This is a genomic window from Pseudoalteromonas sp. ABV4_021 (assembly GCF_056159365.1).
On the sequence record NZ_JBSWVB010000001.1, the window covers coordinates 2,358,207 to 2,373,518 of the forward strand.

Here is a 15,312-nt window from a genome sequence, read left to right on the forward strand (position 1 = left end):
GATAAACGATTATTTTCGTTTATCTTTCATTAATTTGATTTGGCTTTTACTGTTTTCAGATAATTTAAAGCTGGTTTTTGCAATCTTAGGTTTGCCGCCAAATAACATAGGGTTATTGGAAAAACCTACCGCTTCTTTGGGAATACCTGCGCGCGATAAATCGAGCTTTTGATTGGCGTTTTCGTCAACATATAAACGAACTGCGTACCAAGCCGTTGGCAAGTCGTTAAAATCAACCAAGACATTTTGACCATTAATCGCAATATGCTGCTCTTGATAAGGCGTAAGCGACTGCCAATCTTTTGAATCTTGCGAAAAACCAAGCTCTGACTGAAAAAGTTGAACATGCAAAGTACCCAAAGCAGCCACATCATTTTCAACCTCGAGTGATAAGCTATTAGCGTTGGAGACAGCGCTAAATAAGGCAACCAACAAAATAATACTTCGCTTAAACATTAACATACAAAACATTGTCCAATTAAGATTCACTTAGATATTAATGTTTTATATAATAACTTCTTTTTAATGGAATAAATACTGTCTTAATAATGCGCAAAGTTCTAACTGTTAACTATTCACAAACTGGGCAACTATCAAGCATTTTGGACTCAGTTGTTGGTCCTCTCAAGGAAAATAAAGAGATTACAGTTGATCACTTAGTGATCAAACCTAAGGTGAATTTCCCCTTTCCTTGGCCGTTCGGTCAGTTCTTTCGTGTATTTCCTGAAACCGTCGCAATGGATCCAATTGAGCTAGAACCGTTTGAAACTCAATTTGAAAAATACGACTTAATTATCCTTAGTTATCAAGTGTGGTTTTTAACCCCTTCATTACCAATTTCATCTTTCTTGCAATTACCGCAAACAAAACAGCTTTTTAAAGACACCCCTGTAGTTACATTGATCGGTTGTCGCGGCATGTGGTTATCAGCGCAAGAAAAAATGAAAAAGCTATTGGCCGACGTCGATGCTAACTTGGTCGATAACGTCGTGCTTAGCGATGACTGCGGGGCTGCATTCAGTTTTTTAGCGACACCACTTTGGATGATGACAGGAAAGAAAAAGCCACTTAGTTGGGTGCCTGCGGCAGGTGTATCACAAACAGATATCGCTGATGCAAAACGCTTTGGGTATGCTATCAGACAACGCTTGTTATTGAATGATACCCCGATTACCCGCCCAATGTTTTTTGGCATGAAGGCAGTTAAGATAAATGAAAAATTGATTGCGAGTGAACGCGTTGGCAACCATAGCTTCTCTATTTGGTCGAAAATTCTTAAAAAATTCGGCTCACAGCAAAGCTTTGGCCGTGCCGTTGGATTAAGTGTGTATGTTGTATTCTTAGTTACTTTAATCCTCACTGTTGTGCCGATTACCGCAATTATTAAAAAGCTAATAGCGCCGTTAACACGCAAAAAAATTGCAAAACAAAAAGCCTATTACGCTGAACCATCTGGAGAGTAGTACATATGGGAAGTCCTGTTTATATTACAGCGATGGCTGACGCTTTACCGAACCAGCCTGTATCAAACAAAGAAATGGAAAATCTGCTCGGAATGGCTGGCAATAAACCATCACGAGCGCGCGCTGTAATTTTGCGAAGCAACAAAATTAAGCAACGTTATTACGCAATCGATCCAGAAACCAAAGAAATGACGCACACAAATGCGTCGCTTGCAGCACAAGCAGTAAAAGGCCTTTTTACTGATCCAACTGAACTTAATCAGATTCAAAGTTTAATTGCGAGTACCAGCCAAGCAGACCAAACATTACCTAACCATGGCGTAATGGTGCATGGTGAATTAAACAATCCGCCCTGCGAGGTGGTTTCAACATCAGGCATTTGTTTATGTGGTGTTACCGCACTTAAGTATGCCTACCTGAATATTAAAGCTGAAGAAGTTGAGAACAGCGTGGTGGTTGCCAGCGAAATAGCCTCTAGCATGATGACTGCTAAAAACTTCGATAAAGAATGCCAGCACAAAGTTGAAACACTTGAACAAAATCCTGAAGTGGCCTTTGAAAAAGACTTCTTACGTTGGATGCTGTCTGACGGTGCCGGTGCCGCATTTTTACAAAATAAACCCGTGGCGGGACAACTCAATCTGAAAATCGATTGGATTGATATTATTTCGTATGCCAATGAATTAGAAACTTGTATGTACGCAGGTGCAGTAAAACAAGATGACGGCCAACTTAAAAGCTGGACCCGCTTTTCTGCAGAAGAAGTAACACAACAGTCTATTATGACGGTCAAGCAAGATGTGCGTTTACTGAACGAAAACATTGTAAAATATACCGTAGAAGATGCACTAAGCCGCATCATTGAAAAGCGTAAACTCGTTGCCAGTGATTACGCCTTGTTTGTGCCTCACTACTCATCGGGTTATTTCAGAGAACGTTTATATGCAGGACTTGAAAACATCGATTTTACGATTCCATACGAGAAGTGGTACACCAACTTAACTGAGCGGGGCAACACAGGGTCGGCCTCTATTTTCATTATGTTATCGGAGCTACTGCGCTCGAATATCCTTGAAAAAGGTCAGCAATTACTTTGTTACATTCCTGAGAGTGGCCGTTTCTCCAGTGGCTTTATGCAGTTAACGGTTGAATAACGGTGAAAAAAGATCAAGTCCCGCAGGACAATTCAAAAATTTACCAAGGGCAATCAAAGCTGGTATATGCAGTTGATGAAACGGGCCATTATGCCGGTGTAAAGTCGTCTGGCTGGGATGTCGAATCATTTGCCACCCAGTATGCTGTTGACGATCTTAATCAACAAGCTGAAGACACTTTAGCCGAGGTCCAGCAAGGCAAAGTCTCAGCACTTAAATACCATATGCTGTGTGCACGTCATGACGTGCTATCGCTATCTCAAGTGACGGGCTTTTTTCAGTGGCAAATAAAACGCCATTTTAAGCCGCGTGTATTTAACACACTTTCAGCCAAAGCCCTCGCCCGTTACTGCGAGGCACTTGCCATTACCGAACAACAATTAAAGGAAATACCAGAGCAACATGACGCCAGTTTTAAACAACCTAGTGCATAACCAATCTTCACATTGCGAAAGTGGCGTTGTATCAAATATGCTATCAACCAATGGCTTTAATATTTCTGAGCCAATGGCGTTTGGTATTTCATCGGCCATGAGCTTTGCCTATTTGCCATTCGTTAAAGTAGCCGGTATGCCACTGATTGCTTATCGCATGCCACCAAAAACCATTATTAATACAGTGACTAAAAAGCTTGGCATTACCTTGCACCGAGAAAAATTCTCAAGTGCAGAAAAAGGTATGGCAAAACTAGATGAGGTTTTAGCCGAAGGCAAAGTAGTTGGTTTACAAACCTCAGTTTATTGGCTGCCCTACTTCCCTGATGAAATGCGCTTTCACTTTAATGCACACAATTTATTGGTTTACGGAATTGATGCTAATGATCACTACCAAATTAGTGACCCTGTATTTGAACATACTGTAACCTGCCCTAAACGTGATTTAGAAAAAGCACGCTTTAGTAAAGGTGCACTTGCACCAAAAGGCTTAATGTATTGGGTTGATAATGTGCCAAAAGAAGTGGATTTAACACCACATATTTATTCTGGGATAAAGAAAACAGCAAAAATGATGGCTGGTTTACCAGTTCCGGGCATTAACTTGTTTGGCACCCAAGGTATGGAAAAGTTAGCGAAAGATATTGAAAGACTCGATCGCAAACCAAAGAAATACCGTCATTTATTTTTGGCGCATATTGTACGAATGCAAGAAGAAATCGGCACAGGTGGCGCTGGTTTTCGCTTTATGTTTGCCAGCTTTTTAGATGAAGCTGCAAACTACACAAACAATCAAGCAATGTTTGATGCATCGCAAATGGCAACTGAAATCGGTGATAACTGGCGTAATCTTGCGTCGCTTGCTGTTAATCACTGCCGCAGTAAGACACCTGTACCACTTAGCGATATCGCGGCGCAGTTACGTGATTGCGCTAAGCAAGAAACAGAACTGAGAGCCCGCCTACTCGCTATTAAATAAGCTGAGTTCAGGTTATTTAATCTCTTTATACCTGCCAATCTAAAGCCTATGTGTCGAGTTGTTTACAACCACTGTCATAGGCTTTTAGCATAAATACCTATTGCTACTAAACTGTGCTATCGTTGACCTATAAATCTAATAATATTCGATATTGAATGTATAACAGCTATGGCTAGCCGAATTAATTTTCTCAGTGTTGCGATACTTTTAGCTATTTCAGCTCAAGCAAATCATGCTGACGCTATTGATTACGATTTAGAATCTCTACAAGCACTTAGTTTAAAAGACTTGCTCAATGTGCAAGTGCAAACTGCTAGCCGCAAAAAGCGCTCACTTCTTGATGCCCCTGCAAATATTAAAATAGTCACCGCAGAGCAAATAAAGCAACGTGGATATCAAAACCTGATTGATATCTTACGTGATGTACCCGGTTTTGATTTTAGCAATCACTATGATGGTGCTGGGGAATACACTAGCCACAGTATCAATCGTGGGATCGGTGGCACCCCGGGTAATGTGCAATTGCTCATTATGATTGACGGCATTGTACAAAACCATATCGCATTTAATTGGTCGCAGCCTTGGGGCAATCAGCAAATTCTCGCTGATATTGAACGCATTGAAATAGTACAAGGCCCAGGCTCTGCAAGTTATGGTGCCAATGCGTATTCGGGCGTTGTTCACTTTATTACAAAAAGTGCCACAAACACATCAGGACAGCGCATGAGCTTACTTGCTGGAGAGCACGGCAAGCAGTCTGCGCAGTTTATGCTTAACCATCAACTTTCAGAATTGCGTTTGCAACTTGCTGGTCGTTATTTTAAACGCGATGGAGATTCAGGGCTCGAAAGCTACGACCCTGCAGGCTACTTTGCCAATCATTTATTTCCGAATTATCAACTACAGAGTTATAACGCCAACGGCTACACCACCAATACGCCACACCCATTTGCTAACCAATATCAAGGCGCGGGATTTAATAACCAAAGCGATGATTCAGCATTAAGAGGTAAACTAGTTTGGCAAAATCCACATCAGTACAAGCGTGGCATTCAACTCATTAAGGTAGGCTTTAATACTTGGCAGCAGGAACAAGGGCTCGGCAGCTATGTAACAGGTTTTGAATACCAAACACGCGATGCATCGTATAAAAAACACCAAAGCGCACAGCATTACTACTTAGATTTTGACTACCAATATTCGCCCGAGCTGATATTGCAAACGCGGATATGGCAAAGAGAAAACGAACAAAAACCAGATACAGGCTTCAAATACAGCTATCGCTTTGTTGATTTAGTAAAAAGCTATCATAGCGTAAGTGAGCAGCGTGCATTTGAACAACAGCTCAATATCTCAAAGCTATACGATATAGACTGGCAAATTGGTTATCGCTTAATGCGCTCAAAAAAAATGGGCCAAGTGGTTTCGCTCGGCGATTATCAAATAGGTCAGCAAGCATCAACGTCATCTGATTGGTTAACGGCAGAGGCTGGATTAGGCCTCAATGTATACAGCGAATCCCCCCTTGAGCATGTTGATGAACAAGCAGTGTATGTGGAAGCCCAAGGCTACCTCAACGACCGCCTAAATTACACCTTAGGATTGCGCTATGATCACAGTGATGCCTACGGTGGAACAACTAACCCACGAGCTGCAATTAACTATAACGCTAGCCAAAGCTTAGTGTTTAAACTGCTCTATGGACAAGCCTTCCGCGAGCCAAGTATTTTTGAGCTCAATGATGAGTTTCGTGGCAATCCAAACCTAAAACCAGAACAAGTCAGAACTACTGAGCTTGTTAGCCATTATTTTTACGAACAGCAAAAACACCAGTTAGATATTAAGACAGCATTCTACTACAGCCAAGAAGATAACCGTATTAGGCTAGATATTAGTGATGAGAATAATAATTTCCGCTACGACACTAGCAGAACAGTGAGCTATGAAAACGCAAAACACAGCGACTATTGGGGCATCACGTTAGATACGAGTTATACCTATAATCAAAGTATATCGGCGTACTTTAATTATCATTACTCCGATGGCGACCAAGATTTAACAGCGAATGCGCTTAATCACACCACAGATCACAAAATTAATTGGGGCATTAATTACCGCGTTATGCCAAACCTCACAATTGACTTACGCGCAAATCACTTAATCAATCGCAATGCACCAACCAGTAACGCTTATTTCAATAAGCACGCGCCTAGTTTATCGCTGTATAACTTAGTGCTATCAGCACCAAATTTAACAATTTCGGGCATAAACCTTACACCACAACTTATTGTTAAAAACCTATTTGATAAACAATACACCTTGGTTGGTAGGCAAGATGGCGCCAGCGACATTAATGAGTATGATATTGAGCGAAATGCCGATCCTCAGGGTTTCACACCAGCCTATCACTCGCAAATGGGACGCACTCTAGCGTTACAAGTACTATTCAGCTTCTAAACGGCTATTTACATAAAATTGAAAAAGTAGTTAGTGCTTTTCAAATGGTAAAACAAGGTAAATTGTTTAACCTAATAGAGATTAGTTATAAAGCGTTGCAATATCGAGCACAGTTTTATCCCAGCTAAGCCCCGTTGCATCACTGCTCTTTTTATTAAGAAAGAACATTGGGCGGCCATTTTTAACACTTAGTCCCAATGTAATGCCCTGCTTTACCAAGTCAATTTCATTAGTCACCAGCAAGCTATTAAACTTCAAACTATAAATAAGTGCATCACTTAAATTTACTTGGCCATCGAGGTAAATAATGTCGTAGGCTTTGGTTGGCAGTGAATTACCAAATTTAATATTACCTAGCTGCTCATTGCGCTGTTTGGCTTTTAGTAAATTAAACGCCTGGTACACTGCTTGGTCATTAATAACAAAAATAGAAAGCTTAGGCTTAACTGACAATGCCTTTTCATATGGCATTAACTTGGAAAGTAATACAACCTGCAAATTTGCCGGCAATTCGCTGGCCATGCTGAATGTTGATAAGCTGAAAAGCACTAACGATAGTACGAGTAGCCGTTTTAACTTATTAACTGAGTTTAGCAACACTGTTCGACTATCATCTTGCTGTAAAACTTACACATAATGCTTATTTGAGACTCCTTTTCGATAAGCTATCGTATTCCAAAACGACAATGCAACATACATGCAAATTATTGTACTGATTGTAATTATATTCTTATACTAGTACAAAAATATGCTAGATTATAGAAGAACTTTTGCTGAAAAATGGAAAACGATGAATAACAACAAGTTGAGTGTAAGACTGCTGTGGTATATTACTCCCCTTGTGATTATTCCTATGGCAATTCAAGGGGTTTTTTCCCTTTCCAACGTTACCAGTTCTTCCGAAAAACAAGCTGAAGCAATTGTTACTCGCTTTGTTGAACAGCAAGTTTCAAAAAGCCAAAATTACACACAACTGTACAGTTCCATTATTGAATTACTTTCCGCCTCACCCGATCTCAGCCAATATTTAATTTACAGTTACGATGAGCGCAATCGCCCATCAAAAGAGCGAACAAAATTAGTCTCGGCACTGGTGGATGAATTTGGTAATTACGTCGATTCTTTTTCACATATACTCAGTATTGGTGTAATTAACCCACAAGGAGAAGTACTTAGTTACTATCCTAAAGCGGTGCTAGAAACACGCGAAAGCTACTCGTTTAGTGAACAACTCACCAATAGCCGCAAGCAACAAAATTTATTTTTCGTTACCGAGAACGATAACACCTCGATTTACTTAACCTATCGCTTATTTGATTCGCGATTTACGCTCGACTCACCCAAAGTCTTGGGATATTTAATTTTTCATATTGATAATAGTGAAATCGCGAAAAGTGTTGCTAATAACTACTTTTCTGACACTGTTAATTTCATTATGGATAACTCAGGTAAAATCCTGTTCTGCAATCAAGTTGATATTAATAACCGCTATGTATCTGAATTTGAGCTGCAATTACTGAAAAAAACAGCCAATACAGGCCTTTTCAGTCAAGTGGCACTGCGTACGTTAGCTGATGAGAAACGTATGATCTTAGCGCACTCAATGGGCAACGATTTATACTTTGTTACCGCGCTAAATAAAGATTCGCTTTATAAAGCAGGTAAAACCATAACCATGTACACCGCATTATTAATTCTTGCGACTGCGGTGTTTTTACCTGGCATTATTTTCTTAGTTGTACGTCGCATGCTGTTAAAGCCGATTGAGTCACTTGCCGAAGCGAGCCATAAAGTGGGTGATGGTAATCTAAACATAAAACTACCTATCGACCGCAGTGACGAATTAGGTATGTTATTTCAAGATTTTAACCATATGGTTAACCAAATTAAGCAATACCAAACTGAATTACTCGACTACCGTGAGCATCTAGAAGAAAAAGTAGTTACGCGTACTCAAGCCATCGCAAAAATTAACAAAAAGCTCGAAAAAGCGATTATTGAAGCTGAGCAAGCTAACCATTTGAAAAGCCGTTTCCTTGCCAATATGAGCCATGAAATTCGTACGCCACTTACGGCAATTATGGGCTTTACCGAAACCATCTTAACGCAAGAATCAAACAACAAAAAAGCCAAGTATTTAAGTACCGTATTGCGCAACTCCAAGCACTTACTTGAACTTATTAATAACATTCTCGACCTTTCTAAAATTGAAGCCGATAAACTCGAAGTTGAAACACGCGCATTAGAGCTTATTCCGTTTATTAACGATATTAAAAGCGTGATTGAACCAATGGCGACGGATAAGAAGCTTACTTTAAGCCTAAATATCGAATACCCGTTGCCAAGCATTATTCATAGCGATGAAACGCGTCTTAAACAAATACTGCTCAATATTTGTAGCAACGCGGTTAAGTTTACCGAAAAAGGCGAAGTGGCATTAAATGTTCGCTATTCACCTTCAACTGAAAAGCTAATATTTACCGTGATTGATAGTGGTATCGGTATGTCACAACAAGAGCAAGAGCGTGCCTTTAAGCCATTTGAGCAAGCCGACATTAGCACTACTCGTAAGTTTGGTGGCACAGGGCTAGGATTATGTATAGCTAAAAACCTAGCACAGATATTGGGTGGCGATATCAGCGTAAACAGCAAGTTAAGCGAAGGCAGTACCTTTGAAATAATCGTGGCAACAAACAATCAAAATCAACAAATCACCATGATTAATAGCGCCGATTCAGCTCAGGCAATGTTGAAAGAAGAACACACAACCCATGCTCAGCAGTTTGAAGGCAACATTTTGGTCGCGGAAGATAATAAAGACAACCAAGATCTGATCCGCTTATTGCTCAGCCAATGGGGCATCTCACCTGATTTTGCCAATAATGGTGCAGAAGCAGTAGAGCAAGCATTAACCAACGATTACGACTTAATTCTAATGGATATGCAAATGCCGGTAATGGGTGGCTTAGAAGCGACAGAAATGCTGCGTAATGCCGCCTTTGACGGGCCAATTGTTGCGCTAACGGCTAACGTAATGAAAAACGATGTTGACGCTTACCTCGAAGCTGGGTGTAACAAGGCGCTTGCAAAGCCAATTGATAAATCACAACTTGAACAAACATTACAGCAATTCTTGGCGCTTGACCGCAGCAGTCAGCAAAACTGGGAAGAGTTATTCCAAGGTGAACGTTTTAAACAAATCAGCAGTAATTACAAAGCTAAGTTACCGAGTTTATTAGAACAAATCGCTAACTTAAACGAGCAACAAGATCTCAATGAGCTACTCGCCTTAGCCCACAGCATTAAAGGCAGTGCGGGTTGTTTTGGCTTTAATCATATTAGTGATGCTGCCGCCGAATTAGAATCATGTATTCGCGACCATAATGAAGATGGTCTCGACTACCACATCCTCAAACTTGAACAAGCAATTATATTTATTCTTAATCTAAAAGAGGAAGATTAGGACAAGTTAAATATGTGGTTAGGTATAGCACTGTAAGCGTAATGCTTAGCCCAGAATAATAATTCGTTATCTAGGTGAATTAATGGTGCGGCTACTTCTTTTGAATTAAAAGCTAAGCGCCATTAATATCGCGTCTTCACGACCCGATTCACTCGGATAGTAATTTTTACGCACACCTGTTTCAACAAAATCAAATGTTGTGTAAAGATGAATTGCTGCGTGGTTAGACTGTCGCACTTCTAAAAATACATTCTCGCCATTTGCAGCTTTTACAACACCCAACAAATGGGCAAGCATAGCCTTAGCAAGCCCTTTACCTTGATTTTCAGGGCAAACACAAATATCCATCAGGGTATAATCAGGGCCTACTTGCTCTAAAATATAAAAGCCTTGCAGAGCATTGTTGTCCATACATCCATACGCACTGTAACGCCCCGACAAACACGATGCCATTAGTTTTTCAGACATAGGAAAGGCATGACACTGCTGTTCAATAGTCATTAAACTCTGTAAGTAGGTTTGGTCTAATTTTACGATTAAATCTGTTGCCATAACGTGTGCCACAATGCTTTCTTTTGTTCGCCGGTTAATCCCAAATTGTTCACTTTTACTAATCCTGCACTTATTTCAAAAGGCACATGTAGATCAGTAAAAACTAGCTTAAAGCCGGCTGATTCTAGCATCAAGTTCAGGTCAATTTGTAACTGTGCATTGTTTTGCTGGGTTAAATCGTCGCTTTGTTTGAGCTGAAGCAATTCTATATCGAAAAGTGTAGCTAACCAGTTTGTAACCATAATGACAAAACGATTAAAAATTGAAGTACTAAGAAAGTGATAAAAGAAGTGGCAGGGGCGACAGGACTCGAACCCGTAACCGTCGGTTTTGGAGACCGCTGTTCTACCAATTGGAACTACGCCCCTGCAATGACGTCGCATTATAAGGACTCTTTGCTAAAGGTAAAGAAAAAAATAACATAATTCAGTTCAGGTGCTCAAAATAACAACAAAATCACATTTTACAATTGACCAATAATTATATTTGTTCGAAAATTAAGAATTAATTATGAAAAATATACAGAACGGAGTCTGGAGCTGAGGTAATTTTGCAAAAAGATCTCTTAAACTCGGTAGTAAAAATTACACGACACCGCGATGTAGATTCACTTGAATTAAGCTTGTTGTCGACAATTAGCGAGTTTCTGCAACCAACAGAAGCGGCGCTTTACAAAGACCTTTCGCGTTTTAATGGTATAGGTATAGAGTCGAGTGCTTCTTTATTAAGCGACGAACAGGGAAAAATTCACTGGCGTTCACGCGAGATTATTAAAGAGCCGACGAAGGAGCTACAATGCTGCCTTGAGTCTGCCTGCACAATCAGTTTACAAGACAAATCGGGTAATGAAACACGTTGGATCCCTGTCATGATTGATGACCAAGTATCGGGCGCTGTGTATATAGTTGCTAAACACCTTAATTCCAGTGAGCAAGTGACACTGAATGCACTCTGTCGTATTTATGAAAACTACTTAACCATTCTTAACGAAAGTGAACGCGATAAATTAACCGGCTTACTCAACAGACAAACGTTTGAACGCAAGATAAAACAACTGCTGGAAGACCAGTTACACTCGCATAATACGCCACAATTAAAGGGCAACCGTAACAAACGTTATGACGAGTCATCTTGGCTAGCCATTCTTGATATTGACCATTTTAAACAAGTTAATGATACCTACGGACATGTATGCGGTGATGAAGTACTGTTGACGCTTGCGCAAAAAATGCAGCTCTTTTTCCGCTCCAGCGATTTAATTTTCCGTTTTGGTGGTGAAGAGTTTGTCGTAGTATTTGAACCGACAACACTTGAACATATCACGTCAAAACTGGCTGAATTCCAGCAATATGTGCGAGATAACAAATTTCCATTTGTCGAGCAGTTAACATTGAGTATTGGCTTTTCGAGAATGAGCCCTTACGACTTCCCTATTTCGGTGATTGAAAATGCCGACAAAGCGCTCTATGTAGCAAAAAATAGCGGACGAAACCAATGTGTTTATTACGGCGACATTCTCGATGAAGATAGCCAAGAGCATCCTTCTGCCGATGACGTCGAATTATTCTAATACCATAAAAAATGCCAGCTACTAGCTGGCATTTTTATATCTCAAACTAAGTAAGGATTATTCCCACTCAATCGTCGCTGGCGGCTTACCAGAAATATCGTAAACCACGCGCGAAATACCATCGATTTCGTTAATGATACGGTTCGATACTAAACCTAAGAAGTCATACGGTAAATGTGACCAACGCGCTGTCATAAAGTCGATTGTTTCAACACAACGAAGTGATACAACCCAATCATATTTACGCGCATCACCCATTACACCTACAGACTTAACCGGCAGGAATACAGTAAATGCTTGTGACACTTTATGATAAAGATCTGCTTTGTGCAGTTCTTCAATAAAGATAGCATCAGCACGACGTAGTAAGTCACAGTATTCTTTCTTAATCTCACCAAGAACACGAACACCTAGGCCTGGACCTGGGAATGGGTGACGGTAAAGCATGTCGTAAGGAAGACCTAATTCAAGACCAATCTTACGTACTTCATCTTTAAATAGCTCACGCAGTGGCTCAACAAGGCCCATTTCCATATCTTCAGGTAAACCACCTACGTTATGGTGAGACTTGATTACATGCGCTTTACCAGTAGCTGATGCAGCAGATTCAATTACGTCTGGGTAAATTGTACCTTGCGCTAACCATTTAGCATTTTGGCGTTTGCCAGCTTCTTCATCGAATACTTCAATGAAAGTGTGACCAATTGATTTACGCTTAGCTTCTGGCTCATCAATACCTGCAAGGTTCGCTAAGAAACGGTCTTCAGCGTCTACTTTAATGATGTTTAAACCGAACTTATCGCCAAACATATCCATTACTTGCTGACCTTCGTTTAAACGAAGTAAACCATTATCAACAAATACACAGGTTAGCTTGTCACCGATAGCACGGTTAATAAGCATCGCTACTACCGATGAATCAACACCACCAGACAGACCAAGAATAACTTCGTCATCGCCTACTTTTTCTTTAATACGCGCAACGGCATCTTCAATAATTGATGCTGGTGTCCATAATTTTTCACAACCACAAATATCAATTACGAAACGCTCTAATAAACGTAACCCTTGGTGCGTGTGTGTTACTTCTGGGTGGAATTGTACACCGTAAAACTTTTTCTCTTCCCATGACATTGCTGCATGTGGACAAGTATCTGTTTTAGCAGACGTTACAAATGTTTCTGGAATTTCAATAACCTTGTCGCCATGGCTCATCCAAACGTCAAGTTTGCCAATACCATCTTCGATATGATCTTCAATCGCATCAAACAGTGCACAGTTACCTACTTTTTCAACTTTCGCGTAACCAAACTCTTTTTTATCCGAGCTGTGTACTTGGCCACCAAGTTGCGTTGCCATTGTTTGCATACCGTAACAAATACCAAGTACAGGTACGCCAGCATTAAATACATACTCTGGAGCGCGCGGGCTATTTTCTTCGGTTGTTGACTCAGGGCCACCCGATAAAATAATACCTTGCGGGTTAAATTCGCGAATTTGCTCTTCGGTTACATCCCATGCCCATAGTTCACAGTAAACACCGATTTCACGGATGCGGCGGGCGATAAGCTGAGTGTATTGCGAACCAAAATCTAAAATCAGTACGCGAGAATCATGAATATTTTTGCTCATTAGTTGTCTCTTTCTAAAAATCCAACAACTCGATTGAAAACGGCAATTTCAATCGGGATACAATTAACTAAGGCTAGCAAAAAGCTAGCCTTATCGATAAATAAAAGCGCGAATTAACCTAAACGGTAGTTAGGAGCTTCTTTTGTGATTTGTACGTCGTGAACGTGCGATTCACCCATGCCTGCTGCGGTAACACGTACAAATTGCGGCTTAGTGTTAAGCTCTTCAATTGTTGCACAGCCCGTAAGACCCATAGCGCTGCGAATACCACCAACCTGCTGATGAATAATGTTAGCAATAGGACCTTTATACGCTACGCGACCTTCAATACCTTCAGGTACTAGCTTCTCTTCTGATTTAGCATCTTGGAAGTAACGGTCAGATGAACCTTCTTTTTGGTTCATTGCACCTAAGCTACCCATACCACGGTAAGATTTGTAGTAACGGCCTTGATAAAGCTCAACTTCACCTGGTGCTTCTTCGGTACCAGCTAGCATTGAACCAACCATCACCAGTGATGCGCCCGCAACAAGTGCTTTTGCAATATCACCAGAGAAACGAATACCACCGTCGGCAATAACCGGAATATCACGGCCTTTTAAGCCTTCAACAGCATCTGAAATCGCTGTAATTTGCGGAACACCACAACCTGTTACGATACGTGTAGTACAAATTGAACCTGGGCCAATACCTACTTTAACGGCATTAACACCGGCATCAGCAAGTGCTACTGCACCTTCAGCGGTTGCAACGTTACCTGCAACGATTTGTAAATCAGGGTATGCTTCACGCGTTGCTTTTACGCGGTCGATAACACCTTGTGAGTGACCGTGCGAAGTATCGATAAGCAGAATATCAACACCCGCTTCAACTAACGCAGCGATGCGCTCATCTGTGCCTGCGCCAACACCAACAGCCGCACCTACACGTAAACGACCTTGTTCGTCTTTACATGCATTTGGTTTATCTTGTGCTTTTTGGTAATCCTTAACCGTAATCATGCCTTTCAGTTTAAAGTCATCATTAACAACTAAGATTTTTTCGATACGGTGCTCATGCATTAGGCCTAAAATCGTTTCACGATCTGCGCCTTCTTTTACTGTTACCAGCTGCTCTTTCTTAGTCATTACTGTTGAAACAGGTTGGTCAAGCTTTGTTTCAAAACGCATATCGCGGCTTGTTACAATACCAACTAGGTTGTTTTCAGTATCAACAACAGGGAAACCTGAGAAACCTTTATCGTGTGCTAATTGAAGTGCACCGGCAATTGTCAGGTCTGCAGTAACAGTAACTGGGTGAGAAACAATGCCCGCCTCATACGTTTTAACTTTACGTACATTGGCAGCTTGCTCTGCAATTGTCATGTTCTTGTGAATGAAACCAAGACCACCTTCTTGCGCTAACGCAATCGCTAAACGTGCTTCAGTAACTGTATCCATAGATGCAGAAACGATTGGCAAATTTAGTTCAATTGTTTTCGTTAGACGAGTTTTAAGGTTAGCTGTATGTGGTAATACAGTTGAGTGGCCTGGTACTAATAGTACGTCATCAAAGGTTAAAGCTTCTTTAGCGATCCTAAGCATTTGCAACTTCTCATGATATCTGTGG

The 15,312-nt window shown here is 40.7% G+C and carries 13 protein-coding genes and 1 tRNA gene; 7 read left to right on the plus strand and 7 right to left on the minus strand.

Annotation, left to right across the window (positions count from 1 at the left end; all coding sequences use genetic code 11):
• Positions 1-9: 9 nt before the first annotated feature.
• Positions 10-456, minus strand: coding sequence for a DUF2141 domain-containing protein (locus ACXAFE_RS10970; RefSeq protein WP_475152311.1), 447 nt, complete (start codon positions 454-456; stop codon positions 10-12).
• Between the two features lie 92 nt (positions 457-548).
• On the opposite strand from ACXAFE_RS10970, the gene ACXAFE_RS10975 reads away from it, so the two are divergent.
• From ACXAFE_RS10975 to ACXAFE_RS10995, 5 genes are all read left to right on the plus strand, one after another.
• On the plus strand, positions 549-1,463 hold the full coding sequence (locus tag ACXAFE_RS10975) for a dialkylrecorsinol condensing enzyme (protein ID WP_475152312.1): 915 nt from the start codon (positions 549-551) through the stop codon (positions 1,461-1,463).
• A 5-nt stretch (positions 1,464-1,468) separates the two neighbouring features.
• Positions 1,469-2,617, plus strand: a complete 1,149-nt coding sequence (locus ACXAFE_RS10980) for a beta-ketoacyl-ACP synthase III (protein WP_475152316.1) — start codon at positions 1,469-1,471, stop codon at positions 2,615-2,617.
• 2 nt (positions 2,618-2,619) lie between these two features.
• Positions 2,620-3,051 (plus strand): DarG family dialkylresorcinol biosynthesis protein, encoded by a 432-nt coding sequence (locus ACXAFE_RS10985; RefSeq protein WP_010561845.1) that lies wholly within the window; start codon positions 2,620-2,622, stop codon positions 3,049-3,051.
• On the plus strand, positions 3,020-4,030 hold the full coding sequence (gene darH, locus ACXAFE_RS10990; RefSeq protein WP_475152320.1) for a BtrH-related acyltransferase DarH: 1,011 nt from the start codon (positions 3,020-3,022) through the stop codon (positions 4,028-4,030). Before ACXAFE_RS10985 ends, darH begins: the two co-directional genes overlap by 32 nt.
• A 168-nt stretch (positions 4,031-4,198) precedes the next feature.
• Entirely contained in the window at positions 4,199-6,487 is a 2,289-nt protein-coding gene (locus ACXAFE_RS10995; protein WP_475152323.1) for a TonB-dependent receptor plug domain-containing protein, read from the plus strand.
• Between the two features lie 81 nt (positions 6,488-6,568).
• On the opposite strand, the gene ACXAFE_RS11000 is transcribed toward ACXAFE_RS10995, so the two are convergent.
• A complete protein-coding gene (locus ACXAFE_RS11000) occupies positions 6,569-7,087 on the minus strand; it encodes a YfiR/HmsC family protein (protein ID WP_475152326.1) in 519 nt (172 codons plus the stop codon).
• Between the two features lie 190 nt (positions 7,088-7,277).
• On the opposite strand from ACXAFE_RS11000, the gene ACXAFE_RS11005 reads away from it, so the two are divergent.
• Positions 7,278-9,950: an ATP-binding protein gene (locus tag ACXAFE_RS11005; RefSeq protein WP_475152327.1), complete on the plus strand. Its 2,673-nt coding sequence runs from the start codon at positions 7,278-7,280 to the stop codon at positions 9,948-9,950.
• A 105-nt stretch (positions 9,951-10,055) separates the two neighbouring features.
• Here ACXAFE_RS11005 and rimI read toward each other — a convergent pair whose 3' ends face one another.
• The 3 genes from rimI to ACXAFE_RS11020 all read right to left on the minus strand — a co-directional run bounded on the left by rimI (position 10,056) and on the right by ACXAFE_RS11020 (position 10,870).
• Positions 10,056-10,502: a ribosomal protein S18-alanine N-acetyltransferase gene (gene rimI / locus ACXAFE_RS11010; RefSeq protein ID WP_475152330.1), complete on the minus strand. Its 447-nt coding sequence runs from the start codon at positions 10,500-10,502 to the stop codon at positions 10,056-10,058.
• Positions 10,487-10,744: a hypothetical protein gene (locus ACXAFE_RS11015; protein ID WP_475152333.1), complete on the minus strand. Its 258-nt coding sequence runs from the start codon at positions 10,742-10,744 to the stop codon at positions 10,487-10,489. The genes rimI and ACXAFE_RS11015 overlap by 16 nt, the downstream gene beginning before the upstream one ends.
• A 49-nt stretch (positions 10,745-10,793) precedes the next feature.
• Positions 10,794-10,870: transfer RNA gene (locus ACXAFE_RS11020), tRNA-Trp, on the minus strand.
• Between the two features lie 182 nt (positions 10,871-11,052).
• Between ACXAFE_RS11020 and ACXAFE_RS11025 the strand changes: the two genes are divergently transcribed.
• A complete protein-coding gene (locus tag ACXAFE_RS11025) occupies positions 11,053-12,072 on the plus strand; it encodes a GGDEF domain-containing protein (RefSeq protein ID WP_475152335.1) in 1,020 nt (339 codons plus the stop codon).
• 57 nt (positions 12,073-12,129) lie between these two features.
• Here ACXAFE_RS11025 and guaA read toward each other — a convergent pair whose 3' ends face one another.
• Both guaA and guaB read right to left on the minus strand, forming a co-directional pair.
• A complete protein-coding gene (gene guaA, locus ACXAFE_RS11030; RefSeq protein WP_237129975.1) occupies positions 12,130-13,704 on the minus strand; it encodes a glutamine-hydrolyzing GMP synthase in 1,575 nt (524 codons plus the stop codon).
• 113 nt (positions 13,705-13,817) lie between these two features.
• Positions 13,818-15,287 (minus strand): IMP dehydrogenase, encoded by a 1,470-nt coding sequence (gene guaB / locus ACXAFE_RS11035; protein ID WP_475152339.1) that lies wholly within the window; start codon positions 15,285-15,287, stop codon positions 13,818-13,820.
• Positions 15,288-15,312 lie beyond the last annotated feature (25 nt).

Bases quoted from the DNA above. Each gene is read 5' to 3' on its own strand.
- ACXAFE_RS11005 (WP_475152327.1), top strand. From the start codon at position 7,278: ATGAATAACAACAAGTTGAGTGTAAGACTGCTGTGGTATATTACTCCC.
- ACXAFE_RS10970 (WP_475152311.1), bottom strand. From the start codon at position 456: ATGTTTAAGCGAAGTATTATTTTGTTGGTTGCCTTATTTAGCGCTGTC.
- ACXAFE_RS11015 (WP_475152333.1), bottom strand. From the start codon at position 10,744: ATGGTTACAAACTGGTTAGCTACACTTTTCGATATAGAATTGCTTCAG.
- ACXAFE_RS10995 (WP_475152323.1), top strand. From the start codon at position 4,199: ATGGCTAGCCGAATTAATTTTCTCAGTGTTGCGATACTTTTAGCTATT.
- guaB (WP_475152339.1), bottom strand. From the start codon at position 15,287: ATGCTTAGGATCGCTAAAGAAGCTTTAACCTTTGATGACGTACTATTA.
- rimI (WP_475152330.1), bottom strand. From the start codon at position 10,502: ATGGCAACAGATTTAATCGTAAAATTAGACCAAACCTACTTACAGAGT.
- ACXAFE_RS10975 (WP_475152312.1), top strand. From the start codon at position 549: ATGCGCAAAGTTCTAACTGTTAACTATTCACAAACTGGGCAACTATCA.
- ACXAFE_RS10980 (WP_475152316.1), top strand. From the start codon at position 1,469: ATGGGAAGTCCTGTTTATATTACAGCGATGGCTGACGCTTTACCGAAC.
- darH (WP_475152320.1), top strand. From the start codon at position 3,020: ATGACGCCAGTTTTAAACAACCTAGTGCATAACCAATCTTCACATTGC.
- guaA (WP_237129975.1), bottom strand. From the start codon at position 13,704: ATGAGCAAAAATATTCATGATTCTCGCGTACTGATTTTAGATTTTGGT.